The organism is Egicoccus sp. AB-alg2 (genome assembly GCF_041821065.1).
Lineage (GTDB): Bacteria > Actinomycetota > Nitriliruptoria > Nitriliruptorales > Nitriliruptoraceae > Egicoccus.
Genome location: NZ_JBGUAX010000004.1, coordinates 482,408 through 507,926 on the forward strand (window position 1 = coordinate 482,408; position 25,519 = coordinate 507,926).

A 25,519-nucleotide genomic window follows, 5' to 3' on the forward strand; every position below is an offset into this window, starting at 1 on the left:
TGGTCGCCTGGTGGTCGGTCAGCGGGCGTCGTCCGCGTCGCCCGGCCGGGGTGCGTCCTCGTCCGTCAGCACCTGCTGGTCGGCCGGGTGCTCGTCGGGGTTCGCCGCGTGACTGCCCGAACCCTGCTCGTGGTCCTCGTCGGACGGTTGCTCGTCGACTTCACCGGACGTCTGCTCGTGGTCGTCCCCGGAGGTCAGCTCGTGCTCGGCGTCCGCGGTCTCGGTCGGTTCGGCCACCGGGCGGCGCTGCCACCAGGCGAGCCCCACGACGCCGATGACGATCACCAGCAGCGCGACCCAGTTGTTGCGCGACCAGCCGAGGTAGCGCTCGGCGGTGTCGATCCGCAGCGCCTCGATCCAGGCGCGGCCGATCCCGTAGCCGATGAGGTAGACGAAGATCAGCCCGCCACGCCGGATCCGGCCGGTGCGGTCGATCGCGAGCAGCACGAGGACCAGCGTGACGTTCCACAGCGACTCGTACAGGAAGGTCGGGTGGAAGGTGGCGAACTGCTCGAAACCCGGCCGGCGGAACGGCGCCTCGACCTGCAGGGCCCACGGCAGGTCGGTCGGGCGGCCGTAGAGCTCCTGGTTGAAGTAGTTGCCCCACCGCCCGATCGCCTGGGCCAGCGGGAGGGCCGGCGCGATGGCGTGCGCGAAGGCCGGCACGTCCATCGCCTTGCGCCGTAGGTACCACACACCCGCGAGGCTGCCCCCGGCCAGGCCGCCGAACAGCGTCAGCCCGCCCTGCCAGATGGCGAGGACGTCCTGCGGATTCGCGACGAAGTAGTCCAGCCGCGGGATCACGTAGCCGATGCGCGCCCCGATGAAGCCGCCGGCCAGCGCGACCAGCGCCGCCTTCTCCGCGGCCTCGGCGTCGCCGCCGAGCCGTTCGTAGCGCCGGACGGTCAGGCGCAGCGCGAGGTAGGCGCCCAGCGCGATGAGGATCCCGTAGAGACGCACGTCGAGCGGGCCGAGCTGCAGCCCGTTGAACGGCGGCGGCGGGATGGTGGCGAGCGGCGGCAGCACGGCAGGGGGCCTCGGGGCGGGCGACGGACGATGGCGGGGACGGTAGCGGCCCGCTCGTGGCCGGCGAGCCACCGTCGCCCGCGCCGTGCTCAGACGGCGAAGAGGTGAGCCAGCTCGGCCGGCGGTGGCGTCTCCAGCTGGTCGTAGCGGCAGGAGTCGGGGTCCCGATCCGGCCGCCAGCGCAGGAACCGGGCGCCGTGGCGGAGCCGGTCGCCCTGGAGCTGCTCGTAGGCGACCTCGGCGACCAGCTCGGGGCGCAGCGGCTCCCAGCTCGTGTCCTTGGCCTGGTTCCATCGCGACGGGCCGCGCGGGGTACCGGTCATCCCGTCGCCGTCGGCCCAGGGGTGGTCGGACAGCGTCTCGCCCTCGGCGGGCCGGTACGGCGCGAGCTCGTCGATCAGCTCGCGGCGTCGCTTGGCCGCGAACGCGGCGGCCACGCCGATGTGGCGCAGCGTGCCCGTCTCGTCGTAGAGCCCGAGCAGCAGCGAGCCGACCCCCTGTCCGTCCTTGTGCCAGCGGAACCCGCCGACGACCACGTCGGCGGTGCGCTGGTGCTTGACCTTGACGAGGGTGCGCTTGCCCGGCGCGTACGGCCCGGCGGCGGGCTTGGCGACCACGCCGTCGAGGCCGGCGCCCTCGAAGCGGGCGAACCAGTCGTCGGCCGTCGCCGGGTCGTCGGTGACCGGCGTGAGGTGGACCGGCGGGCTGGTCGCCCGCATCGCCCGTTCGAGGGCTTCGCGCCGTTCGGCGAAGGACGCCGCCATGAGGTCGTCGTCGCCGAGGGCGAGCAGGTCGAACGCCACGAAGCGCGCCGGCGTGCGCTCCGCCAGCATCCGTACGCGCGAGTCCGCGGGATGGATCCGTTCCGACAGCGCGTCGAAGTCGAGGATGCCGTCCCGTGGCACGACGAGCTCACCGTCGACGACGCAGCGGTCGGGCAGCAGCCGCAGCAGCGGCTCGCGCAGCTCGGGGAAGTAGCGGTCGAGCGGCTTGAGGTTGCGGCTCTGCAGCAGCAGCTCGTCGCCGCTACGGAACACGATGCACCGGAAGCCGTCCCACTTGGGTTCGTAGCGCAGTGGCCCGGTCGGCAGCTCGCGGGCGAGGGTCGCGAGCATGGGCTCGATGGGCGGGGTGACGGGCAGATCCACGGTCGCCTCGTTCCTCAGGACCCGAGCGGGTCGACGCGGTGACGCTCGGCGGCCTTCAGCGGCTCGTCGCGGGGCGTGCGGCCGATGCCGGGACCCTGCGGGACGGCCACGTGGCCGTCTTGCAGGACGAAGGGTTCGGTGACGTCCTCGGCGAAGTAGCGATCCGAGGCCGACGTGTCGCCCGGCAGCTCGAACCCGGGCATGGCGGCGATCGCGACGTTCAGTGCCCGCCCGACCCCGGTCTCCAGCATGCCGCCGCACCAGACCGGTACCCCGCGGTCACGACACGCGTCGTGGACGCGCACCGACTCCAGCGGGCCGCCCACGCGGCCGGGCTTGACGTTGACGATCCGGCAGGCGCGCAGTTCGAGCGCCTCGACGGCCCGTGCGGCGTCGGTGACGGACTCGTCGAGGCACACGGGCGTGCGCCAGCGGGCCGCGTGCCGGGCGTGCGCCAGCAGCCGGTCCGGGCCGAACGGCTGCTCGATCTGGACCAGTCCGAGCTCGTCGAGGCCGTCGAGTGCGGCCACGTCGGCGCGCGCATCCGGGTCGTAGCCCGCGTTGGCGTCGACCTGGAGCCGCAACGACGCGCCGAAGCGGCTGCGTAGCGCCTGCATCGGCTGGACGTCGGCACCCCGCGCCACCTTGGCCTTGATGCGCACGTAGCCGGCCTGCAGGTAGCCGGCGACCAGCTCGAGGAGCTCGGGCACCCCGCCGTCGGGGATCCCGACCGACACGCCGGCGGGCACGCGGTCGCGGGTGGCGCCGAGGTACGCCGCGAGGGGCCGGTCGGCGGCCCGCAACTGGGCGTCCAGTACGGCCGACTCCAACGCCGCCTTGGCCATCCGATGGCCCTTGATGCCGGCCAGGCGCAACCCGACGTCCTCGGCCCGCACCGACCGGCCAGGCGCGAGCAGGCGAGGCACCAGTTCGTCGGCCAGCACGTGCATCGCCCCGTCGGTGTACTCCTCGGAGTACACGGGCGACGCGGGGGTGACGCATTCGCCCCAGCCCTCGGCCTCGCGGCCGCGCACATGGACGAGCAGCGCGTCGCGGACGGTCTGCACGCCGAAGGAGGTGCGGAACGGCGTGACCAGCGGCAGACCGACCCGGACCAGGTCGATCCGCTCGACCGTCAACGGAGCCAGACGAGCGCTCATCGGCGTTCCGCCAGTTCGCTGACGGCCCGGTCCATGGCCAGGACGTACCAGCCGTCGCGGGTGCAGCCGCCGACCCGCATGCCGTGCTGCAGCGCGTGGCCCAGGGTCGTACGCACGGCGGCGGCCCATGCGGTGGCGAGATCCGGGTCCTGCCGCCGGATGGCCTCGATGTCGGCCGGCACCTGCACGAGTCGGCGCGGCGCGTCGGTGGGGGTGAGGTGCGGGGTGCCGTCGTCGTCGACGCGCAGCACGGCGGCCGCGCCGGCGCGTCGCATGGCGGTCACGTCCGGCTCCGCCGCGCGACCCGCGGCGGCGGCCAGGACCCGCGGCGCGAACAGGTCCCAGTCGACGACCAGTCGGTCGGTGGGCGTGCCGGCGTTGCGCGCGTCCTGCATGCGCCCGTACAGGTCCTCGCGGTACCCGACCACGCGGGCGCCGAGATGGACGAGGTTGAACACGGCGTTGCGGCGGACCAACGGATCGAACGTCCAACGCACCCGTACGAGGTCGCGTTGCAGGCACCAGGCCCGCTGGTGCCACTTGAGCGCCCGTCCCACCCCGCGTCCGGCCGCGCCGCCGAGGACGCCCGTGACGTGCGAGTGCAGGTAGGTGTCGCCGTCGTCGTCCCGGCCGAGGAAGGCCGCCGTCGCACCGACGAGCGTGTCGTCCCGCAGGGCGCCGGAGACCTGGGCGCCGGCGTGGGCGAGGGCGGTCAGCGCCTCGGGGGCGAGGATGGCGTCGGCCGGGCCCGTACGGCCCCAGACGTCGTCGAACAGGCGCGAGACGGCCGCCATGTCCCGGTGATCGTGCAGCGCGACGACCTGCACGCCGGCGAGATCGGCGGCGCCGGCGGCCGTCGCCAGGGCCTGCTCGATGCTGGACGGGTCGACCAACGTCGCCTCCTCGGGTGTGCGTCACCGTACTCCGCGTCGCCGCCGAGCTGCCGCGGCGGCCGAGGGCGCGGCCCCGCGCCGATCGCGGCCCGACCGCGCTCCGACGACGCACGGACCTGAAGATCCACGGAGCCAGTGCGTATTTTGACTAGTACTTCTTGACGGTGGCCGAATGGGCTACTTGGGTCATGGTCCGCGGCAGGTCCGGGTGTGGTTCGGGGCGCCGGCCGACATGGCCGGCCGGGGCACGGCCCGACCCCGGGCGTCTTCGGGAGGGAGGCCCGGTCCCGGACCAGACGGTCGCGCACACAGGAGAGAACATGCGCACCAGATGGTTCAGCGGGGCCACGGCCCTCGCACTGGTGGCGACGGGCGTCTGGGTGGCGCCCGTCAGCGCCAGTCCCGATACCGGCGGCTCACCCGCCCACCAGTTCCTGACCGGACCGAACGAGGGCGCGCCCGAGGACGTCGCGCTCGATTACCTGCGCCAGGAGGCCGGCACGCTCGGCCTGCAGGCCGCGGACGTGGCAGAACTGGACATCCGCTCCAGCTACGTCAGCCGGCACACCGGCGTCACGCACGTCAACGTCAACCAGCGCTATGCCGGGCTGGAGGTCTTCGGCGCGGACACGACCGTGAACGTGGCGGCCGACGGCAGCGTCGTCCACGTCGGCGGCGCGTCCGTCAGCGGACTGCCGGCGGTGGGCGTCCGCGGCGTGTCCGCTCCGGACCTCGACCCCGTGGAGGCGGTCGAGGCCGCCGCCGACGCCCTCGACCTGGCCGAGCCGGTCGGCCTCGAGCAACTGCCGGTCGCCCGGTCCGCGGACGCGGACGCGCTGGTGTCCGACGGCGGCATCTCCGAGCAGCCGATCCCGGCCACGCTCGGTTGGCAGCCCGTGGACGACGGGCTGCGCCTGGCCTGGCAGCTGGTGATCGACGACGCGTCGGACGTCCACCTGTGGAACGCCACCGTCGACGCGGAGACCGGTGAGCTCCTCGAGGTCGAGGACTGGACCTCGGACGGCAACGTCGACGACATCGCCGCCCGCATCGGCCGATCCGGGACCGCGACCACCGCGACCGCCGCCTCCCCGGCCTCGGGGCCGATCCTCACGCCGAACCCGGTGATGGACGGGTCGAGCTACCGGGTGTACCCGCTGCCGCTGGAGAGCCCCAACGACGGGCCACGCGCACTCGTGGAGAACCCCGCCGACGCGGACGCCTCCCCGTTCGGCTGGCACGACGTCTCCGGGACCCCGGAGCCCGACTTCACCATCACGCGGGGGAACAACACCAACACCTACGCCGACTGGAACAACAGCAACAGCCCGGACAACGCCGTGCTGACCGTGACCGTCGACGAACCATCGTCCGCGGCCGGCTCGTACGGTGCCGTTGCGGCTTCGTTCGGGCCCGCGGTCCCCGGAGCCGGCATCACGGGCGACTTCGCGCTGGCCGACGACGGGTCCGGCATCCCGACGGAGGGGTGCGCGCCGCTGATCGACTTCCCCGCGGGCGCAATCGCCGTGATGGATCGCGGCAACTGCCCGTTCGTGGAGAAGGTCGCATTCGCCCAGGCCGCCGGCGCGGTCGGGGTCGTCGTGGCCAACAACGTGGCGGGCAATCCGATCGCCATGGGCGGCAGCGACCCGAGCATCAGCATCCCCTCGGTGATGGTCTCGCTCGCGGACGGCGACGCCATCAAGGCGGGGCTGCCCGCCACCGGCGGCATGGCCCTGCAGTCGATGCCCTCACAGCCGGACGGCGGACCGGACCTGAGCTTCGACTTCGAGCTCGACCTCACGGAGCACCCGCACGAGTACTGGGAGGCCGCGGTCACGAACCTGTTCTACTGGTGCAACGTCGCCCACGACGTGTTCTGGCACTACGGGTTCGACGAGCCGTCGGGCAACTTCCAGCACAACAACTACGGGCGCGGAGGCGTCGGGGGCGACGCCGTCAACTGCGAGGCGCAGGACGGCGGCGGCATGAACAACGCCAACTTCTCCACGCCGGCTGCCGACGGCGGCACACCGCGCATGCAGATGTATCTCTGGAACGCCCAGGAGCCGTTCCGTGATGGCGACCTCGAGGCGGGCATCGTCCTGCACGAGTACAGCCACGGCATCTCCAACCGGCTCACCGGCGGCCCGGGGATCAACTGCCTCGGCGGCGACCAGCGGATGGGCGAGGGCTGGAGCGACTACCACGGGATCGTGACGCTGATCGACCCCGCGCTCGACGACCCGGACGGACCGCGTGGCATGGGCACCTATGCCCGTTGGCACGACGAGCCACCGCGCCAGGGGCCGGGCATCCGCCCCGCGCCCTACTCGCGTGACATGTTCATCCAGCCGTTCACGTACGCCAGCGTCGGTGCCGGCGCCTGGCTCAACGGTGGCACGCTGGCGGCACCGCACGGCGTCGGTCACGGCTGGAACGCCATCCTGTGGGACATGACCTGGGACCTGATCGACGTCCACGGGTTCAACCCGGACGTCTACGGGGACTGGTCGACCGGTGGGAACAACCTGTCGCAGCAGTTGGTCATGGACGGGCTGAAGTTCCAGGGCTGCAACCCGAACTTCGTGACCGGCCGTGACGCCATCCTCGCGGCGGAGACCGTGCTGACCGGGGGTGAGAACTACTGCACGCTGTGGGCATCGTTCGCGCGTCGTGGCCTCGGCTACAGCGCGTCGTCGGTGGACAACAGCCGCGCCGCGGCCGTCGAGGGCTTCGACACCCACCCCGACTGCATGCGGCCGTTCCTCGCGCCGGGCGGCGCGGTTGGCGAGCTGACCACGCGGACCGCGGGTGACGTCGTGCCGCTGCGCTTCGACCTCGGCAGCAACCAGGGGCTCGACGTGTTCGCCAGCAACTCGCCGTTCTCGCGTCAGGTCGACTGCGACACGCTCGCGGTCGTCAGCGAGGGCGAACACGTGACGCCGCGCGCGCGCCCGATCGCGACGGAAGCACCGGGCGGCAGCGGCCTGACGGTCAACAACCGGGGTGTCTACACCTACCGGTGGCTGACCGACGCCGACTGGGCCGGCACCTGCCGGGAGCTGGTGCTGACGCTGGACGACGGCGTCCAGCACCGCGCGTTCTTCTCGTTCGTGTCGGACTGACCCGGGGGTGGTTCGGAGGGGGCGTCCCGTGATCGGGGCGCCCCCTGCCCGTGCCGGCGGCACGGGCCACGGCGAGCTCGCCGCGGCCCGCGACGCGAGCACGGACGTGGGCGACCGGCGAGCGCACCGCACGCGCAGCGCGCGGGAGTATTTGCGTTCCCGGTCGAGGGGCCGACACACTCCTCGACCATGCGTGACGTGAGCAGCCCCGTTCTGGACCGGCTCGATGCCGGCCGTGGGCTGCAGCACGCGCTCGAGCTCCTGCTCGGGCTCATTGTCGTTCTGCTCATCCTTTGATGCCGCGGCGCCGTTCCACCCCCTGACACACGGCGACGCGGAGGCACATCGAAGGGGATCCCGCACGAGGATCAGCCGCGAGACGCGGCGAGCAGAACAGGACAACTCCGATGGGTCGCCCCACCGACATCCGTGAAGCAGGCGCCGTCGTCCCCGACGGCGTGACCATCTTCGACACGACCCTGCGCGACGGCGAGCAGTCGCCCGGCATCTCCCTCGACGCCCGCGAGAAGGTCGAGATCGCCGAGCAACTCGCCCGGCTGCAGGTCGACGTCATCGAGGCCGGCTTCTCCGCCGCCTCACCCGGTGACTTCGACGCGGTCAAGGCCGTCGCCGAGATCGTCGGCAACGCCCCGCGCGCCGCGCAGGGGCCCGGCGGCTCCGAGGGCGAGACCGACCGGCGTGAACCGCCGGTGATCGCCGCGCTGGCCCGCGCCATACCCGGTGACATCGAAGCCGCCGCCAAGTCGCTGGCGCCCGCCAAGCGCCACCGGATCCACACCTTCCTGTCGACCTCCGACATCCACCGCAAGTACATGCTGCAGGCGTCCGAGGACGAGATCCTGCAGCAGACCATCAAGGCGGTGGAGCTCGCGCGCACGTTCACCGACGACGTGGAGTTCAGCCCCCAGGACGCGACGCGCACCGACTTCGCGTTCCTGGTCGACATCGTCGCCGCGGCCGTCGAGGCCGGCGCGACGACGGTCAACATCCCGGACACGGTCGGCTACGCGCTGCCGCACGACTTCGGTGGCTGGATCGCCGAGCTGCACCGCCGCATCCCCGACATCGGGGCCAAGGGCGTCGTCATCTCCGTGCACTGCCACAACGACCTCGGCCTGGCCGTGGCCAACTCCCTGGAGGCCGTGCGCAACGGTGCCCGCCAGATCGAGGTGGCCGTCAACGGGATCGGGGAGCGCGCGGGCAACTGCTCGCTCGAAGAGGTCGTGATGGCCATCCGCACGCGGGCGGACCTGCTGGGCGTCGACCACGGCCTCTACACGCCGGAGTTGACGCGCACCTCGAAGCTGGTGTCCAGCCTGACCGGCTACGGCGTGCAGAAGAACAAGGCGGTCGTCGGGGCGAACGCCTTCGCCCACGAGTCGGGCATCCACCAGCACGGTGTGCTGGCCGACCGGCTGACCTACGAGATCATGAAGAGCGAAGACGTCGGCGCGGACGGCTCGCAGATCGTGCTCGGCAAGCACTCCGGCCGGCACGCCTTCTTCAAGGCCGTCGAGGACCTCGGTTTCGAGCTCGACGACGCCGACGCACAGAACGCCTTCCGGCGCTTCAAGGACCTGGCGGATCGCAAGGGAATCGTCAGCTCCGAGGACGTCGCCGCGATCATCATCGACGAGACACACGTCCGGGCCGATGATGACTACGAACTCGTCTCCCTCGCCGTCACCGGCGGGACCGACGTCCAGCCCACGGCCGAGGTCTCGGTCCGGCTGGTCGGCGCCGACGTCGCGGCCGAGACCGGCCACGACGCCGGCGCGACGGTCACCGCGAAGGCGGGCGGGGACGGCATGGTCGACGCAGCCTGCGGCGCGATCCGCCGCGCGGTCGGCCGGGACGGGGTCGCCCTGGTCTCGTTCCAGGTGGCGGCCGTCACCGGGGGCATCGACGCCCTCGGTGAGGTCACCGTCACGGTGGAAGTGGAGGACGGGCAGCGCTTCACCGGGCGCGGCGTCTCCACCGACATCGTCGAGGCGAGCGCGCGTGCCTACGTGGACGCGCTCAACCGCTCGCGTCGACTCGTCCACCGCAGCTCGGAGTTCCGGCCGTGATCCGGCCGCAGGAGCAGCCCGCGAACAACCAGGCAAGCCATCGGCCGTGAACGGCCCCGAATCTCGAAGGACCGCACCATGAAGAACGTGATCCGCCTGAACGTCCCGCCGGACCACACGCCCGAGGACGAGGCGGCGCTGGTCGCCTCGGTGGCCGCGTCGTACACCGAGTCGACCGGCTCCGACGACGTCACCGTCGAGGTGAACCGCTCGGAAGAGGTCGACTACCGCGCCGTCGCCGCGGCGCAGTCGTCGCGCTGGGCCGGCTGACACGGCCGCCACGGCCGGGGCACGCATTCTGGCCCCGGCCGGCGCCGGCCGTCACCCGGCGCGAATGCCGGCGTGGAGAAGAGGACACGGATGAGCCAGCCGAGGACCATCATCGAGAAGATCTGGGACCAGCACGTGGTGCGGTCCCGGGAGGGGCAGCCCGACCTGCTGTACGTGGACCTGCACCTCGTGCACGAGGTCACCTCGCCGCAGGCGTTCGACGGTCTGCGGGTCGCCGGCCGCACCGTCCGCCGGCCGGACCTCACGCTGGCGACCGCCGACCACAACGTGCCGACCGACCCCCGCCAGGTCCGCGGTGAGTTGCCGCTGGAGGACGAACTGTCGGCCGCACAACTCGATGCGTTGCGGCGCAACTGCGAGGAGTTCGGCATCCGGCTGTTCCCGATGGGCAGCCGCAACCAGGGCATCGTGCACATCATCGGCCCGGAGCTCGGACTCACCCAGCCGGGTGCGGTCATCGTCTGCGGTGACTCGCACACGGCCACCCATGGCGCCTTCGGGGCACTGGCGTTCGGCATCGGCACCAGCGAGGTCGAGCACGTCCTGGCCACCCAGACCCTGCCGCAGCGCATGCCGAAGACCCTGGCGATCGAGGTCGCCGGTTCGCTGCCGCCCGGCACCACGGCCAAGGACCTGATCCTGCACATCCTCGGCGTCATCGGCGTGGACGGCGGGACCGGCCACGTCATCGAGTACCGCGGCCAGGCCTTCGAGGACCTGTCGATGGAAGGCCGCATGACGGTTTGCAACATGTCCATCGAAGGCGGTGCACGGGCCGGTCTGGTCGCACCCGACGAGACCACCTTCGCGTACCTGAAGGACAAGCCGTACGCACCGACGGGCGCCGCCTGGGACGCCGCCGTGGAGGCGTGGCGCGAGCTGCGCACCGACGACGGCGCGAGCTTCGACCGCGTGGTGCACATCGACGCCGCCGACGTCGTCCCGACCGTCACCTGGGGCACGACGCCGGCACAGTCGGTCCCCGTCACCGGCAACGTGCCGCGTGTCCAGGACGCCCCCGACGAGGCCACCGCGCGCCAGTGGCAGCGCGCCCTGGACTACATGGGCCTGCAGGGCGGCGAGGCGGTCCGCGACATCGAACTGGACACCGTCTTCATCGGCTCGTGCACCAACGGTCGGCTCGAGGACCTGCGTGCCGTGGCGGAGATCGTGCAGGGCCGCAAGGTCAAGGCGGGGCTGCGGGCGATGGTCGTGCCCGGCTCCGGCCTGGTGAAGGCGGCCGCCGAGGCCGAGGGCGTCGCCGACGTGCTGATCGAGGCCGGCTTCGACTGGCGGGCCCCCGGCTGCTCGATGTGCCTCGGCATGAACCCCGACCAGCTCGCGCCCGGCGAACGCGCCGCCTCCACGTCCAACCGCAACTTCGAGGGGCGCCAGGGCTTCAAGGGGCGCACCCACCTCGTCTCACCCGCGATGGCGGCCGCCGCGGCACTCACCGGCCGACTCGTCGACGTGCGCGAGTTCGCCGACCGCGACCGGCAGCCCGCCGCGCAGGAGGTCGACGCCTGATGGAACCCGTCACCGTGGTCCGGGGCACCGCCTGCCCCATCGACGCCAACGACGTCGACACCGACCAGATCATCCCGAAGCAGTTCCTGAAGCGGATCGAGCGCACCGGCTTCGGGCCGTTCGCCTTCTCCGAGTGGCGCTACCGGGACGACGGGTCACCGCACCCGGACTTCGCGATGAACAAGCCCGAGCACCAGGGCGCCAGCGTCCTGGTGGCCGGCCGCAACTTCGGGTGCGGGTCGTCGCGCGAACACGCGCCCTGGGCACTGGAGGACGCCGGCTTCCGCGCCATCATCGCGCCCAGCTTCGCGGACATCTTCCGCACGAACTGCGGCAAGATCGGCGTCCTCGCCGTCCAGTTGGGCGAGCCCGTCGTCCGCCAGATCTTCGACCTCGTGGCCGCCGACCCGTCGGTCGAACTGACCGTCGACCTCCGACGGCAGCAGGTCAGCGTGCCCGCCGTCGGCCAGCTCGCCGGCGTCGACGCGCACTTCGACATCGATCCCCACACCCGGCACTGCCTGCTGGAGGGCCTCGACGACATCGGCCTGACCCTGCAGGACGACGACGCCATCACCGCGTACGAGCGCACCCGCCCCGGCTGGAAGCCGCTGGTGCCGACGCCCTGACCAAGCCGCGGGCGTGGCTCGACCGCGCCCCGCCGTAGCCCACGGCCCGCCGCACGCGCCCCTGGAGGTCGCGGCGGCGGGCCGATGCGTGTGTCACGGGCCGGCTCGGGTGAGCCCCCGTCGCGCGGCCCGATGGCCAACGCGGGACGTCCGTCCCTACGCCGATGGCCGAGGTCAGGTGAGGGTCTTCGGATACGAGGGGCGCGTCGCCGGGGACAACCGCCGACGGACCCTCGCCGACCGGACGCGGGGGGCGTGCCATGGGGCGGGATCGGAGCGGTAGCACGGCGGCGGTGTGGCACCTGCGGCGAGCTGGTGCCGGGGCACTCGCACTGGCAGTCGTGGCCTCGATGTTGGTGGTGCACGCGGGCGTCGCCGTCGCCCAGGAACCGCTCGTGGCACGGGAGGTCCGCACCGTGCACACCGGGCCGTTCGGGGTCGCGCGACCCGGCGGTGTGGCCTGGGCGCCCGACGCCGGTCTCGTGGTGGCGGAGGCGGACGCCGGCGTCACCTCGTTGGTGCGGCTCGGCACGGGCGAGCGGCTGCTGGGCACGCTCGACGTGGCCGGCACGGCCGGGATCGAGGTCGCCACCCTCACCACCGGGGCCGAGGGTGACCTCGTCGCCCTCGCCGGCGGTGGCCTGGTCGAGGTGGCGGCCGACGACCTCGACCGGCGGCGGTCGACGGCCGCGCGCAGCCGCCTGGCGACCGACGTGGCGACGCCGGCCGGGGCGACCCTCGACGACGACGGCAGGCTCGTGGTGCTCGACGCGGCCACGGCCGAGCTCGTGCCGGTGGACGCCGACCGCGGGCGCGTGCCGCTCGACGTCGACGGCGACCTACGCGGCCTGGCCCACCACCCCGGCCACGACCTGCTGTACGTCCTCGACGCGGCGTCACAGACCCTGCACGGTGTCGACGGCGCCGGGCGCACGCAGCGCTCCTACGACCTCGGCGACGTCGGCCTCCGCGACCCGCAGGCGATGGTGTTCGCCCCGAGCTCCGACACCACCGACGCCCCCGACACGCTGAACCTGTTCGTCGCCGACGCGGGAGACGCGGACCTGTTCGGCGGCGTCGTCGAGGTGACACTCGAACAGGTGGCCGCCGCCGACGTCCCGCTGGTGACGGCCCGCCTGGTGCAGACCATCGACACCTCGCAGTGGGTACCGGCGAGCCCCGACCCCTCGGGCGTCACCTACCTGCCCGCGCGCGACCTCCTCACGGTCGTGGACTCCGAGGTCAACGAGGTCACCGGCGCCGGTTACCACGGTGTGAACGTGTGGGAGGTCACCCGCCGCGGCCAGGTCGTGCGCGGCTGGAACACGCTGGCGTTCACCAACGAGCCCACCGGCGTCAGCCACGACCCGGCGACCAACACGCTGTTCATCTCGACCGATGCCGGCACCAACGGGGTCCACGTCGTCCGGGCCGGCCCGGACGGGCAGTTCGGGACCGCCGACGACACACGCGGCTTCCTCAACACGGCCGTGCTCGGGCTGACCGACACCGAGGACCCGGAGTTCGACCCCGCCACCGGCCACCTGTTCTTCCTCGACGGCATCAGCACGCAGGTCTACCGCGTCGATCCGGTCAACGGCGTCTTCGGCGACGCCGACGACGTGGTCACGTCCTTCGACGTCGGGCGCTACGGCGCGACCGACGTCGAGGGGCTGGCGGCCGACCAGGAGCGAGGGACGCTGCTCGTCGGTGACCGACGTACGCGGCGCATCTACGAGGTCGAGAAGACCGGCGAACTGGTCCGCATCATCGACGCGCGGGTCGACGGGATGACCTTCCTGTCGGGCATGTCGATGGCGCCGGCGAGCAACGACGCGGGTCACGACAACATCTGGATCGTCGACCGGGCCGTCGACAACGGGGCCGACCCGAACGAGAACGACGGCAAGCTGTTCGAACTGACGCTGCAGGCGTCCGGGAACAGCCCGCCGGTGATCACGGCGATCACCATCGCCCCCGCGAATCCCCGCACCGACGACACGCTCACCGTCACGGCACAGGCCAGCGACCCCGACGGCGATCAGGTCCAACTGCGCTACCAGTGGCGCAAGAACGGCGTCGACCTGCCGGGCCGCACCGGTAGGACCCTGGACCTGTCGGGTCCCGGCAACGGCGACCGCGGAGACGAGATCACCGTTCGGGTCACGGCTTCCGACGGCCAACTCGAGGACGTGCGGACCTCGACCCCGGTGCGGGTTCGCAACTCCGCGCCCGCCTTCGACCGGGCGCTCCCGGACCGGACCGATCCCGAGGGCGCCACGGTCGAGTTCGTCGCCGCGGCCAGCGACGCCGACGACGACGTCCTCCGCTTCGAGGCCACGGGCCTGCCGCCAGGCATCTCGATCGACGCCGAGACCGGCCGGATCGCCGGCACCATCACCGCCGGTGCCGCCGCCGGGGGTCCCTACGCGGTCACGGTGACCGTCTCCGACGACGCGCCGACGCCGACCGATCCGCCGCCGCCCATCACCCGGGTCCAGCAGACGGCGACCGATGCCAGCGGCGTCGACGAGGTGACGTTGACCCTCGACCAGCCGCCGACGCCGGGCAACCTGCTGGTCGCGGTCGGCCATTATGCGGCGAATCGGGTTCCCACGCTCCCGGCCGGCTGGAGCCTGGCGCTCGAGACCAACACCAGCGGTGGCGAGGCGGTGGTCTTCTACCGCGTCGCGGACGAGGGCGATCCGTCCACGGTGACGCTGCAGAAGAGCGGCGAGCCCGTCTTCATGAGCCTGGCCGTGCTCGAGTACGCGGGCATGCACGACGTGCAGACCGACGTGCTCGACCGCACGGTCTTCGCGACCGGATCGGGCGTGGAACAGCTCTCGACCGGCACGACGCCGCCGACGGGCCACCCCGACGACCTGCTGGTGGCCGCCGTCGGACTCAACGGCACCCGCGACTTCGCCGGTGCCTGGACCAACGGGTTCGCGCAGCGGGTCGACGGGCGACGTCTCACCGTGGCCGACCGCATCGTCAGTGCACGCGGCGAGTACGAGACCACCGAGTCGTGGACGAACGCCGTCAACAGCGCGGTCGCCTCGCTGGTCGCCTTCAAGGGTGCCGCCGGCATCGACGCGCCCGGGCCCGCGCCGGACCCGGGTACCGCGACGACGAGCTTCACGTGGACCGTGACGCCCTCGACGCCGGCCGCACCGGTGGTTGACGCGGTCACGGTGTCGCCCTCGCAGCCCCGGACCGACGAGGTGCTGGAGGCGTCGGCGACCGTGACCGGTGACGGTCCGGTCACGGTCACCTACCAGTGGCTCCGCAACGACACGCCCATCCCCGGAGCGACGTCGCGCACGCTCGACCTCGCCGAACCCGGCCACGGCGACAAGGGCGACCGGGTGGCCGTGCAGGTGGTGGCCCACGGCACCGGCGGCGCCAGCCAGCCCGTCGTCTCCGCGGCGGTGACGGTGGTGAACTCACCGCCGGCCTTCGCGGCGGAGGTGCCCGACCGCACCGACGCCGAGGGTGCGAGCGTCACGTTCGCGGCCACGGCGACCGACGCCGACGGTGACACCCTGACGTACACGGCGACGGGGCTGCCACCCGGCACGTCGATCGAGCCGGCGACCGGCACGATCAGCGGGACGATCGCAGCCGCGACTGCCGGCCCCTACGCCGTCACCATCGCGGTGACCGACGGCGAGGCAGCGCCGGTCGAGACGTCCTTCACCTGGACGGTGACCGCGCCGGGCGACCCGACCGACCCGACCGACCCGACCGACCCCACCGACCCCACCGACCCCATTGACCCGACCGACCCGACCGACCCCACCGATCCGACCGATCCCGGTGGGCCTGGCGGACCACGACCGGTGGACGCCGCCTGCCCGCCGGGGCGGGTGCCGCCTGCCGGCTTCCCCGACGTGTCGGCGGGTGAGCACCGCGCCGCCATCGACTGCGTCGCCTGGCACAAGTTGTTCCTCGGCTATCCGGACGGCACGTTCCGGCCCGGCCGCGACATCACCCGGGCCCAGTTCGCCTCGGCCATCGAACGCCTCGTGCGCGCCAGCGGCACCGACCTGCCGGCGCCCCGTGACACCTTCCGCGACGTCCCGCGGGGCGACGTCCATGCCGAGGCGATCGGGCGGCTGACCGCCGCCGGGATCATCCGGGGCTACGACGAGCGCACGTTCCGCCCGACCGCCGCCATCGACCGCGCGCAGGCCGCGACCCTGATGGTGCGCATGCACGAGTACGTGGCGGGGGCGCCGTTGCCGGCGGGTCCCGACGCCTTCACCGACGACGACGGCAACGCCCACGAGGCCAACATCAACAAGGCGGCGCACGCGGGATGGATCCTCGGTCGTGGCCCCGGTCGCTTCGCCCCCAAGGCCGACATCACGCGGGCGCAGATGGCCTCGGTGATCGCCCGTCTCGCCGGGACCTGGGTGGTGGAGGGTCGCCTGGACCTGCCGTCGGACTGACCATGGTGGCCGGCCGCCCGACACCACAGGCGGCCGGCCGTCAGCCCTCGTCCCACGCGCCAGGCGGCAGCGGGTCGGGCACCACGACGGTGGTGAGGGTGCGGCGCCGCCGCCCGGGACCAGGGCCCCGCTCGGCGGCGCGGCGCAGCACCGCCCGCAGGTCGGCGACGAAGGCGGCGAACTCCTCGTCGTCGGCCCACATCGGGACCTGCCGGTAGCCGAAGCCGTCACCGGCCGGATCCGCCACCGGGTCGTCGAGGTACCGCGTTGCCGACTGCAGGAGTCCCGTCGTGAAGGCCGCCAGCGCCTCCACGTGCTGGTGCGGCGACAGCCCGGCCACGTCGTCGGGATCCAGCGAGGCCGCGTCCAGCGCCACGCGGTAGGTGCGCTCGACCGTGCCGCGTACCGGCCGCTCGGCGACGACCTCCAACACGCCGCCGTCGACCAGGCGGCGCACGTGGCGGTACAGGCTGGCGGTCGGCACGTCGGGCAGCGCCGCGGCGAGTTCACCGGTGGTGAGTTCGCATCCCACCGCGGCCTGCACGACCCGGATGCGGACCGGGTGCAGCAGCAGGTCCGTGCGCGCGCCGCCCATGTCGAGCCTCTCGCCTCGTCGTGACGGGAGCCTAGCGTAATGTTCTCATTGTTGAGAACGTTGCACTGGCACGGTGCATCGCGCTCGACCCCGACCGCGGGGGAGTGGCCCCCGCGCCGATCCGAGAAGACACCAGCCATGGGATCGCGTGAGCTGACCTTGACCACCGCCGACGGCCTCGCCCTCGCCGGCACCCTCACGGTGCCCGACGGTCCCGGCCCCCACCCCGCCGCCGTGCTGCTCGTCGGCTCCGGTCCGGTGGACCGTGACAGCGACCACCGCCGCATCCCGCTGGGCGTCACCCGGGACCTGGCCGAGGCGCTGGCCGCCGCGGGCATCGCGTCGCTGCGCTACGACAAGCGCGGCGTCGGTGCCAGCCAGGGCGAGTTCCTGGCCGCATCCTTCGAGGAGTGCCGCGACGACGGCCGGGCCGCGCTCGCGGCGCTGCGTGCGCGGCCGGAGGTCGACGCGGCGCGGGTGCTCGTGATCGGCCACAGTGAGGGCGCGGTCCACGCCGCGGCCATCGCCGCCGACGAGTCCGACCTGGCGGGTGTCGTGCTGCTCGCGGGCATGGCGGGCTCCGGCGAGGCGACCCTGCGGTGGCAGGCACGCGCGATCATGCCGACGCTGCCGGCCGCCGTACGCGGCCTGCTGCGCCTGTTGCGGCAGGATCCCACGAAGGCGCAGGACAAGCTCTTCGCACGGCTGCGCGCCTCGGACGCACGCGTCATCCGGGTGCAGGGCCGGCGCCTCAATGCCGCCTGGATGCGGGGGTTCCTCGACCACGACGCGGCGGCCGACCTGCCGCGGATCACGGCGCCGGTCCTGGCCATCACCGGTGACAAGGACCTGCAGGCCGACCCGGCCGACCTCCAGCGCATGGAGACGCTCGTCCGGGCGCCGCTGGACACGCGGCTCGTCCCCGATCTGAACCACGTGCTGCGCCACACCCCGGGCACGGGCGCGATCGGTGCCTACAAGAAGCAGATCCGTACGCAGCCGCTGGACCCGCGCGTCACGGAGGCGCTGATCGGTTGGGCCACCGCACGGGTGGGTGCCCGCGTCTGACCGACGTCAGGAGGCGGCCGCCACCAGGGCGACGAGGTTGTCCGCCGACTTCGCGAACTGTCGGCGCACCGTCACCTTCGCGACCCGACGACCGACGGGAAAGCGCTCCAGTGCCGCCTCGATGCTGGCGACGACGTGCGTCGTCGCCGGCGTCAGGGCGGCCAGCTCGACCCGCAGCCGGGTCGGGAACGGCTGCTCCGCGCGCCAGCCGTAGGCGTGCGGCGGCTCCCACAGATCGACCGTCTGCTCCACGTCCATGGTGAAGCCGAGCACGGACCCGGTCACGACCAGCAGACGGCCGACCCCGGGCTCGCCGTGGGCGCTGGCCGCCGACACGAACGGGACCCAGGCGGGGGCGTGCTCCGCCGCCGTCAGGACGTCCCAGCAGGTCTCGATGGGGGCTTCCGCCCGCCGCCGTTCCTCGAACCGGTCCACGCCACCCTCCTCCTCGATCGTGCCGCCTCCGCGCCGTCGCGAGGTTGCCGGCGCCGGCGGGCTCAGCTCAGGCCTCGACGGCGAGATCCTCGACGAACTCGCCGCCGACCGACACCAGCGCGTCCGGGGCCACCAGCAGCTTCAGCGACCGACTGCCACCGCCGACGATCACCCGGTCCAGTTCGCGGATGCGGGCGTCGAGGTACAGCGGCACGTCGCCCGGCAGGGCGAACGGGGTGACGCCGCCGATCTCCATGCCGGTGACCGCGCGGGTGAGGTCGGCCGGTGCGAAGGACAGCTTGCGCACCCCGAGCAGCTTGCGGACCCGCTTGTTGACGTCGAGTCGCGTCGTCGCGAGCACCAGGCACGCGGCCAGCACCGGCGGGTCGTCACGGGACGCGACGAGGATGCAGTTGCCGGACGCCGCGGGGTCGTAGCCGTAGTGGGCGCAGAAGTCGGCGGTGTCGGCGAGTGCCGGGTCGATCTCGATCGCGTCGTAGGCAGCGCCCGTCGCCTCCACGGCGCGCAGCACCTGCGCCTCGACCACACGGGACGCATCCATGTCAGCCACTCCTCGTCACCACCAGTGCGGGTATCTCGAGTTCATCGGGGGTGAGGGCGCCGTGGTGTCCGGCCAGGTGCCCGCCCCGTGGGTCGTGCATCGCGTGGACGAAGCCCACCGTGCCGTCCGCCACGACGACGACGTCACCGATCGACCGGCGCACCCGGGGCGTCACCGTCGGGCCGTACCAGCCGGCGTCGATCGCCACGTCGCGCTCCACCACGTGGCCGCGGGCACCGACCCGTTCGCGCCAGGCGGCCGCGACGTCCTCCGCGGCCCCCTCGACGGTGTGCAGGTACCGGGCGCGCGGTTCGCCCGTCAGCAGCCGGACGCCGTCGCACAGCGCCGGGTCGTCGGCGATCTCGAGGAGTTCGGCCTCCGATGTCGCGACCATGCCGTGGTCGGCCGTGACCACGAGCGCGACGTCGCCGGGCAGGTCGGCGGCCACACGCTGCAGCGTGCCGTCCAGCGCCGCGAGCGCCGCACACCAGGCGTCGGAGCCGGGCCCGGCGACGTGTCCGGCCCGGTCGATCTCCGCGTGGTGGGCGTAGACCAGCACGGGAGCAGCCGTCGTTCCGACCACCGCCTGCAGGGCCGTCGCCAGGGTGGCGTCGAGTCCGACGGCCGTCTCCGTCCGCCCGCCCCGCAACGCTGCCCGGGTGAGGCCCGAGCCGACGAAGTCGGGTTGCAGCACCGTGACGGTCTGCAGGCCGCCCGCCCGCGCCGTGGCGAAGACGGTCGGCAGCGGCTGGAGCGCCTCGGGTACCACCTCGGCACGGGCGTCGTCGACGGGGCGGTCCCGGTCCCAGCTCCAGGTCAGCGTCACCAACCGCCGGTCGTGGTCGGGCGGGCGCATGGCGAAACCGACGATCCCGTGTTCGCCGGGCGGACGGCCGGTGCCGAGCGAGGACAGGCTCGTCGCGGTCGTCGACGGGAACGGGGCGTCGAGCGTCGCGCCCGGGACCGCGGCGAGGAAGGGTGCGAGATTCGCGTAGGCGTCCAGTTGCCGCCGGCCGAGGCCGTCGGCCACCAGCACGACCACGCCGCGGATCCCGGCCGGCCAGGGCAGGAGCGCGTCGGCCCCACCGCCGAGCACCGTGGCGGCGGCGGGGAGCAGTTCGGCCAGGCTCGCCGTGCCGTAGCGCGGCGCACGAGGCAGCGCGGGCGCCGTCACGCCAGGCGGTCGCGCAGGGCCGCGACCCGGTCGAGCTCGGGCAGGACCTCGTCGCGACCGGCCGACGGCAGCCACAGGCTGACCGCGTCGACGCCCAGTTCGGCCAGACGCGACAGCGTGTCCGGGTCGGGACGCGTGCCGTAGACGTGCACGTGCGGTCGTCCGGTCCGGCCCGCCCCTTGCCAGGCCTCGAGGAGCCGCGGCAGGCCGTCGCGGGTCGCCCGCAGTCCCTGCGGCATCCAGCCGTCGCCGACGCTCACCAGGTCCGTCAGCGTCCGGGGTCCCAGCGCGGCGCCCAGCAGCACCGGCGGATGCGGCCGCTGGACGGGCTTCGGCCAGGCCCGCGACGGCGCCAGGCGCGCCGTCGGGGTGCTCACCTCGGCGGTCTCGTCGCGCCACAGCGTCCGCATGAGCTGCAGCCGGTCGCGCACCACGTCACGTCGCTCCGCCCACGCCACGCCGTGGGCCTCGACCTCCGGGCGGTTCCAGCCGTAGCCGACGCCGAACACCACCCGCCCGTTCGACAGCGCGTCCAGGCTGGCGACGGCCTTCGCGGTCACGATCGGGTCGCGCTGCGCGACCAGGCAGATGCCCGTGCCCAGCCTGATGCGGTCGGTGACGGCGGCGGCGGCCGCCAGCGTCACGAAGGGATCCAGCGTGCGCTCGTACGGTTCCGGCAGCGGTCGGCCCGACGGGTGGGGGCTGTGGTCGGTGGGCATGTGGGTGTGCTCGGGCACGAACAGCGAATCGAGGCCCCGCTCCTCGACGGCCGTCGCGAGCTCGGCCGGCCCGATGGACCGGTCGGTCACGAAGATCGCGACGCCGAGGTGCACGTCAGTAGCCGAGGTCGACGAACACCGGGCCGAGCAGTTCCTGCCCGTCCCCGTAGCGCTGGACGTTCTCTCGGATCCGGTTGGCCAGCAGCTTGCGGCCCATCTCGGGGGTGTTGCCGACGTGCGGGGTGATGATCACGTTGTCGAGCGTCCACAGCGGGTGGTCGTCGGGCAGGGGCTCGGGATCGGTCACGTCCAGCGCGGCGCCCCCGATGCGCCCCTCGCGCAGGGCGGCGACGAGGTCGTCGGTCACGACGTGGCCGCCGCGGGCGACGTTGACGAGCCAGGCGTGCCCGGCCATCGCGTCCAGCGCCGCCGCGTCGATGACCCCACGGGTCTCCGGCGTCAGCGCGAGAGCCAGCACGACGAGGTCCCGTCCCGCCAGCGCCTCGTGGAGACGGTCCATGCCGACCACCTCGGCGACGCCGGGGATCGGGTCGGGACGGCGGCGCACCACGGTCAGGTGCGCACCGAACGGCCGGAGCAGCCGGACCAGCGAGGTGGTGATGGCGCCACCGCCGAGGATGGTGACGCGCCCGCCCAGCAGGTTGACGCCGTAGGGCTCGGACCAGGTCGTGGCGCGCGCGTAGCGGCCGACACCACGCATGCCGCCGAGTGCCAGGGCGAGGACGTGCTCGGCGACCGGCTCGGCGTAGACGCCCTTGCCGCAGGTCCAGGTGCGCCGGTCGTCCAGGACGTCGACGAACGGCTCGATGCCCGCCCACGGCAACTGCACCCAGCCGATGTCGGGATGCTCGTCGAGGACCTCGCGCAGCCGGTCGGCGCCGGCGGCGTCGACCCACATCAGCGCCTCGGCGTCGGCAACGTCGACGAGTTCGCCGCCGCCCTCCTCGACGGCGTCGGACAACGCCGGTGCGCGGTCCTCGGGCAACACGGCGATACGTGGACGTCCCACCGGCGAGCTCCTCTCCACCGTCCCGGCGGAGCACGACGCTAGCCGCGCTGCCGGCGCGCCGGCACGTGCGGCGCCCCGGCCGACGTCGATGACCGGCGCGGTACCGTCCCGGGACCTTCGTCCCCCCCACGTCGACAGGCGAGCGCGTGCAGGACGGTCCGATCGGGGTGTTCGACAGCGGCCTTGGCGGGCTGACGGTCCTCCAGGCCCTCGCGGACCTGCTGCCGCACGAGGACCTGGTGTACTTCGGCGACACGGCGCGCTACCCGTACGGGGACCGCTCGGCGGCCGAACTGCGCGCGTTCAGTGGGCAGATCGCCGACCTGCTGGTGGATGCGGGCGCGAAGATGCTGGTCGTCGCGTGCAACTCGGCCACGGCCGCCGCGCTGGACCTGCTGCGCGAGCGCCTGGACGTGCCCGTCGTCGGGGTGGTGGAGCCGGGCCTGCGCGCCGCAGCCAGCGCGTCCCGCAGCCGCCGGACGGTCGTCATCGGGACCCGCATGACGGCAGCGAGCCGGGTCTACGAGCGCACGGCCGCCCGGCTCGACCTCCACCTCGACGTCGAAGTGCTCGCGTGCCCGGGCTTCGTCGAGCTCGTCGAGGAGGGCCGCACCGACACCCCCGAGGCGGTCCAGGTCGTGCGCGACCGCCTCGCGCCGCTGCTGACCGCCCGGACCGACACGCTGGTGCTCGGCTGCACGCACTACCCGTTGCTGTCACGGGCGATCGGGGAGGTCGTCGGCCGGCACGTGACGTTGGTGTCCAGCGCCGACGAGACCGCCTTCGAGGTCCGTGACCTGCTCGAGCGGATGGGCTGGCTCACGCGTCGGATTCGGCCGGGGGAGCGCGTCTTCCTGACCTCCGGGATGCCGGACCGGTTCGCGGAGCTCGGGGAGCGCTTCCTCGGCTTCGCGCTCGGGGACGTCCGCGGCCACGCCTGGGACGGGGCGACCGTCGACGACCGGGACGCGCTGACCGCGTGAGGCTCACCGCACGGCCGGTGCCTCGTAGGCGCGTGCCAGCAGCCGATCGCGCAGGGCGTCGCGCGACGCGGCGGCGGCCGCGGTGCGGGCCATCGCCAGCGCCCCGTCGCGTACGGCCTGGTCGGCGGACGGCGTGACGCAGGCGGCGGTGAACTCCGGCTGGTGGTTGACGGCCCCGCGGGCGTCGATGGCCAGCATCGGATGGATCGCCGGCATCGCCAGCGACACGTTGGCCATGTCGGTCGAGCCGGCCAGCGCCGTGTCCTCGCCGGCCGCGGGGAAGCGGCGCCCGATCGCCGCCGCCTCCTCGACGTAGAGCTGGCACAGCGCCTCGTCGGGGAGGAACTCCGAGTACGCCGGGCCCGGCTCGTCGAAGCTGACGGTGGCGCCGGTGGCCAGCGCGCCGGCCTCGAAGCACCGCTGCACCCGCGGGTACAGGTCGGCCAGTTCCGTGAGCGTGCGGGACCGGACGTACCAGGTGCCGGCCGTGCGCTCCGGGACGATGTTGGGGGCATCACCGCCGTCGGTCACGATGCCGTGGATCCGGTCGGTCGGGCGGATGTGCTGCCGCAGCAGCCCGACGGCGACCTGGGCGACCGTCAGCGCGTCGGCCGCGTTCACGCCCAGCTGTGGGTAGGCGGAGGCGTGCGCCGAGCGGCCGCGGTAGCGGACCTCGAAGTGCTGCACCGCCAGGCACGTCATCTGCGCGGCCTCGTACGGGGCCGGGTGCACCATCATCGCGGCGTGCAGGCCGTCGAACGCGCCGCCCTCCATCATCAGGATCTTGCCGCCGCCGCCCTCCTCGGCCGGCGTCCCCAGCACGACCACCTCGATACCGAGGTCGTCGGCCACCTCGGCCAGGGCGAGGGCGGCCCCGACCGCCGAGGCCGCGATGATGTTGTGGCCGCAGGCGTGCCCGATCCCGGGCAGGGCGTCGTACTCCGCGCAGACGCCGATCCGCAGCGGTCCGCTGCCGGCGCGGGCGACGACGGCCGTGTCCAGCCCCGCGACCCCGTGCTGGACGTCGAAACCGCCGGTGGCCAGCGCCTCGGCAACCCGACGCGACGAGCGGTGCTCCTCGAAGCCGACCTCGGCGTCACCGTGGACGGCGTGCGAGAGCGCGACGAGTGTGTCGCGGCGGTCGTCGATCGTCGTGCCGAGATGGTCGCGGAGGTCCACGGCGTGCTCCAGGTCTGCGGGCTCACGGATCGGGGACGCCGGAGCGACGTCCGGCGCGGACGCCACGGACGCGCCGGTCCGTGGCGGTACGGTCGCCGAACCTAGGGCACCGATCCGGAGGTCGCCCCGACCATGCGCCCACCTCGCCGCGCGTTCGTGGCGTCCGCGGTCTGCGTCGTGGTGCTGGCCGGCTGCGGTGACGGCGGGGCGGCGGACGGCGACGACGGTGCGGTCACCGGTGCGCCCGACGCGGAGGACCGGGACGCCGGCACCGCGGAACCGGATGACGCGCCGGAACCGGGTGGCGACGCGGATCCGGAGGGCGCGCCGGAACCGGATGGCGCCGCCGAACCCGACGACCCGGCACGCTCCGACGGCGACGAGGCGACGACGCTGTTGTCGGTGTCCGGTCGGTCGCTGGACGGTGGCGAGGTGGACCTGGCGACGCTGCGCGGCGAGGACGCCGTGCTGTGGATGTGGACGCCGTGGTGACTGCAGTGCAACCGGGAGGCCCCCGCGGTCGCGGAGGCGCTGGACACCTTCGGCGAGGCCATCCGCTTCGTCGGCGTCGCCGCGCAGGACGGCGACGACGCCATGCGTGACTTCCGCGACCGTCACGGCCTGGGTGACATGACCACGGTCGTGGACGACGACGGCTCGCTGTGGGCGCACCTCGGTGTCCGGGTGCAGCCGGCCTGGGTGTTCGTCGACGCCGACGGCGAGGTGGAACGCGTCCTCGGCGAGCTGTCGCGCGACCAGCTGTTCGCCCGGCTGGCGGCGCTGGCCGACGGCGGCGACCCGACCGGAGGCGCCGGATGATCCGCGCGGTGGCCTTCGACCTCATGGACACCGTTGTTCGCGACCCCTACCGCGAGGCGCTGCGGGCCGCGACGGGGCTGCCGCTCGACGAGCTGTTCCGTCGCCGCCCGCCGCAGGCGTACCCGGCCCTGGAACGCGACGAGCTGGCCGAGGCCGACTACTGGGCGGCGTTCACCGAGCACGGCATCGACGTCGACCCGGACGCGTTCCACCGCACACGGCTGTCCGGAACCACGTGGCTGGAGGGCATGGCCGAGCTGCTGGACGAACTGGGCGGCACGGTGCTGCGGGCGACCGCCAGCAACTACCCGCGCTGGATCGACGACCTGGCCGACACGCTGCTCGCCGGCCGCTTCGACCGCGTGCTCGCCTCCTGCCACCTCGGCGCCCGGAAGCCGGACGCCCGCTTCTTCCATGGCCTGCTGGACGAGCTCGGGTACGCGGCCGCCGAGGTGCTGTTCGTGGACGACCGCGAGGAGAACGTCACCGGCGCCCGCGAGGTCGGCATCGCCGCCCACCGCTACCGCGACGTGACGGGGGTGCGCCGGTTCCTCGCTGACCACGGGGTGCTGCCGGCCCGGACGGCCGACCGCGGCGCCGGCTAGT

Annotated in this window: 22 protein-coding genes; 11 read left to right on the top strand and 11 right to left on the bottom strand. The window is 73.4% G+C overall.

Translation table 11 applies throughout. The features are described 5' to 3' along the window. Window positions 1-18: 18 nt before the first annotated feature. The 4 genes from lgt to ACERM0_RS09845 all read right to left on the bottom strand — a co-directional run bounded on the left by lgt (window position 19) and on the right by ACERM0_RS09845 (window position 4,227). Window positions 19-1,026: a prolipoprotein diacylglyceryl transferase gene (gene lgt, locus ACERM0_RS09830; RefSeq protein WP_373678401.1), complete on the bottom strand. Its 1,008-nt coding sequence runs from the start codon at window positions 1,024-1,026 to the stop codon at window positions 19-21. Window positions 1,027-1,115: 89 nt separating this feature from the next. Further along, window positions 1,116-2,174 (bottom strand): ATP-dependent DNA ligase, encoded by a 1,059-nt coding sequence (locus ACERM0_RS09835; RefSeq protein WP_373678402.1) that lies wholly within the window; start codon window positions 2,172-2,174, stop codon window positions 1,116-1,118. A 14-nt stretch (window positions 2,175-2,188) separates the two neighbouring features. Next, window positions 2,189-3,313 (bottom strand): o-succinylbenzoate synthase, encoded by a 1,125-nt coding sequence (gene menC, locus ACERM0_RS09840; RefSeq protein WP_373678435.1) that lies wholly within the window; start codon window positions 3,311-3,313, stop codon window positions 2,189-2,191. Window positions 3,314-3,330: 17 nt separating this feature from the next. Next, complete coding sequence (locus tag ACERM0_RS09845) at window positions 3,331-4,227, bottom strand: GNAT family N-acetyltransferase (protein ID WP_373678403.1); 897 nt, start codon at window positions 4,225-4,227, stop codon at window positions 3,331-3,333. A 320-nt stretch (window positions 4,228-4,547) separates the two neighbouring features. Between ACERM0_RS09845 and ACERM0_RS09850 the strand changes: the two genes are divergently transcribed. From ACERM0_RS09850 to ACERM0_RS09875, 6 genes are all read left to right on the top strand, one after another. After that, entirely contained in the window at window positions 4,548-7,355 is a 2,808-nt protein-coding gene (locus ACERM0_RS09850; protein ID WP_373678404.1) for a M36 family metallopeptidase, read from the top strand. A gap of 407 nt (window positions 7,356-7,762) precedes the next feature. Continuing rightward, on the top strand, window positions 7,763-9,445 hold the full coding sequence (locus tag ACERM0_RS09855; RefSeq protein WP_373678405.1) for a 2-isopropylmalate synthase: 1,683 nt from the start codon (window positions 7,763-7,765) through the stop codon (window positions 9,443-9,445). A gap of 78 nt (window positions 9,446-9,523) precedes the next feature. Further along, entirely contained in the window at window positions 9,524-9,715 is a 192-nt protein-coding gene (locus ACERM0_RS09860; RefSeq protein WP_373678406.1) for a hypothetical protein, read from the top strand. Between the two features lie 90 nt (window positions 9,716-9,805). Further along, window positions 9,806-11,263: a 3-isopropylmalate dehydratase large subunit gene (gene leuC / locus ACERM0_RS09865; protein ID WP_373678407.1), complete on the top strand. Its 1,458-nt coding sequence runs from the start codon at window positions 9,806-9,808 to the stop codon at window positions 11,261-11,263. Then, window positions 11,263-11,892 carry a 3-isopropylmalate dehydratase small subunit gene (gene leuD / locus ACERM0_RS09870; RefSeq protein WP_373678408.1) on the top strand — a complete coding sequence of 210 codons (630 nt, stop codon included), beginning with the start codon at window positions 11,263-11,265 and terminating at the stop codon, window positions 11,890-11,892. Before leuC ends, leuD begins: the two co-directional genes overlap by 1 nt. Before the next feature lie 350 nt (window positions 11,893-12,242). Then, entirely contained in the window at window positions 12,243-16,349 is a 4,107-nt protein-coding gene (locus tag ACERM0_RS09875) for an S-layer homology domain-containing protein (protein ID WP_373678409.1), read from the top strand. 40 nt (window positions 16,350-16,389) lie between these two features. Here ACERM0_RS09875 and ACERM0_RS09880 read toward each other — a convergent pair whose 3' ends face one another. Continuing rightward, window positions 16,390-16,944, bottom strand: coding sequence for a helix-turn-helix domain-containing protein (locus ACERM0_RS09880; protein ID WP_373678410.1), 555 nt, complete (start codon window positions 16,942-16,944; stop codon window positions 16,390-16,392). Window positions 16,945-17,082: 138 nt separating this feature from the next. Between ACERM0_RS09880 and ACERM0_RS09885 the strand changes: the two genes are divergently transcribed. Next, window positions 17,083-18,012, top strand: a complete 930-nt coding sequence (locus tag ACERM0_RS09885; RefSeq protein ID WP_373678411.1) for an alpha/beta hydrolase family protein — start codon at window positions 17,083-17,085, stop codon at window positions 18,010-18,012. 6 nt (window positions 18,013-18,018) lie between these two features. Here ACERM0_RS09885 and ACERM0_RS09890 read toward each other — a convergent pair whose 3' ends face one another. The 5 genes from ACERM0_RS09890 to ACERM0_RS09910 all read right to left on the bottom strand — a co-directional run bounded on the left by ACERM0_RS09890 (window position 18,019) and on the right by ACERM0_RS09910 (window position 21,932). Continuing rightward, a complete protein-coding gene (locus tag ACERM0_RS09890) occupies window positions 18,019-18,447 on the bottom strand; it encodes an SRPBCC family protein (protein WP_373678412.1) in 429 nt (142 codons plus the stop codon). Between the two features lie 67 nt (window positions 18,448-18,514). Further along, entirely contained in the window at window positions 18,515-19,009 is a 495-nt protein-coding gene (locus ACERM0_RS09895; protein ID WP_373678413.1) for a YbaK/EbsC family protein, read from the bottom strand. Window position 19,010: 1 nt separating this feature from the next. After that, window positions 19,011-20,183, bottom strand: a complete 1,173-nt coding sequence (locus ACERM0_RS09900) for an alkaline phosphatase family protein (RefSeq protein ID WP_373678414.1) — start codon at window positions 20,181-20,183, stop codon at window positions 19,011-19,013. Beyond that, entirely contained in the window at window positions 20,180-21,016 is an 837-nt protein-coding gene (locus ACERM0_RS09905; RefSeq protein ID WP_373678415.1) for a TIGR03619 family F420-dependent LLM class oxidoreductase, read from the bottom strand. The genes ACERM0_RS09900 and ACERM0_RS09905 overlap by 4 nt, the downstream gene beginning before the upstream one ends. A 1-nt stretch (window position 21,017) precedes the next feature. After that, a complete protein-coding gene (locus tag ACERM0_RS09910; RefSeq protein WP_373678416.1) occupies window positions 21,018-21,932 on the bottom strand; it encodes a D-isomer specific 2-hydroxyacid dehydrogenase family protein in 915 nt (304 codons plus the stop codon). A 146-nt stretch (window positions 21,933-22,078) separates the two neighbouring features. On the opposite strand from ACERM0_RS09910, the gene murI reads away from it, so the two are divergent. Then, on the top strand, window positions 22,079-22,915 hold the full coding sequence (murI, locus tag ACERM0_RS09915) for a glutamate racemase (protein ID WP_373678417.1): 837 nt from the start codon (window positions 22,079-22,081) through the stop codon (window positions 22,913-22,915). Between the two features lie 3 nt (window positions 22,916-22,918). Here murI and ACERM0_RS09920 read toward each other — a convergent pair whose 3' ends face one another. Beyond that, window positions 22,919-24,094 carry a M20 family metallopeptidase gene (locus ACERM0_RS09920; protein ID WP_373678418.1) on the bottom strand — a complete coding sequence of 392 codons (1,176 nt, stop codon included), beginning with the start codon at window positions 24,092-24,094 and terminating at the stop codon, window positions 22,919-22,921. 132 nt (window positions 24,095-24,226) lie between these two features. Here ACERM0_RS09920 and ACERM0_RS09925 point away from each other — a divergent pair, with 132 nt between their 5' ends. The 3 genes from ACERM0_RS09925 to ACERM0_RS09935 are packed head-to-tail and all read left to right on the top strand — an operon-like array spanning window position 24,227 to window position 25,518. Further along, window positions 24,227-24,586, top strand: coding sequence for a hypothetical protein (locus tag ACERM0_RS09925; RefSeq protein ID WP_373678419.1), 360 nt, complete (start codon window positions 24,227-24,229; stop codon window positions 24,584-24,586). Then, complete coding sequence (locus ACERM0_RS09930; protein ID WP_373678436.1) at window positions 24,587-24,913, top strand: redoxin domain-containing protein; 327 nt, start codon at window positions 24,587-24,589, stop codon at window positions 24,911-24,913. After that, complete coding sequence (locus tag ACERM0_RS09935) at window positions 24,910-25,518, top strand: HAD-IA family hydrolase (protein WP_373678420.1); 609 nt, start codon at window positions 24,910-24,912, stop codon at window positions 25,516-25,518. The genes ACERM0_RS09930 and ACERM0_RS09935 overlap by 4 nt, the downstream gene beginning before the upstream one ends. Window position 25,519: the final 1 nt, after the last annotated feature.

Bases quoted from the DNA above. Each gene is read 5' to 3' on its own strand.
- ACERM0_RS09850 (WP_373678404.1), top strand. From the start codon at position 4,548: ATGCGCACCAGATGGTTCAGCGGGGCCACGGCCCTCGCACTGGTGGCG.
- ACERM0_RS09855 (WP_373678405.1), top strand. From the start codon at position 7,763: ATGGGTCGCCCCACCGACATCCGTGAAGCAGGCGCCGTCGTCCCCGAC.
- ACERM0_RS09860 (WP_373678406.1), top strand. From the start codon at position 9,524: ATGAAGAACGTGATCCGCCTGAACGTCCCGCCGGACCACACGCCCGAG.
- leuC (WP_373678407.1), top strand. From the start codon at position 9,806: ATGAGCCAGCCGAGGACCATCATCGAGAAGATCTGGGACCAGCACGTG.
- leuD (WP_373678408.1), top strand. From the start codon at position 11,263: ATGGAACCCGTCACCGTGGTCCGGGGCACCGCCTGCCCCATCGACGCC.
- ACERM0_RS09875 (WP_373678409.1), top strand. From the start codon at position 12,243: ATGTTGGTGGTGCACGCGGGCGTCGCCGTCGCCCAGGAACCGCTCGTG.
- ACERM0_RS09880 (WP_373678410.1), bottom strand. From the start codon at position 16,944: ATGGGCGGCGCGCGCACGGACCTGCTGCTGCACCCGGTCCGCATCCGG.
- ACERM0_RS09885 (WP_373678411.1), top strand. From the start codon at position 17,083: ATGGGATCGCGTGAGCTGACCTTGACCACCGCCGACGGCCTCGCCCTC.
- ACERM0_RS09895 (WP_373678413.1), bottom strand. From the start codon at position 19,009: ATGGATGCGTCCCGTGTGGTCGAGGCGCAGGTGCTGCGCGCCGTGGAG.
- ACERM0_RS09925 (WP_373678419.1), top strand. From the start codon at position 24,227: ATGCGCCCACCTCGCCGCGCGTTCGTGGCGTCCGCGGTCTGCGTCGTG.
- ACERM0_RS09935 (WP_373678420.1), top strand. From the start codon at position 24,910: ATGATCCGCGCGGTGGCCTTCGACCTCATGGACACCGTTGTTCGCGAC.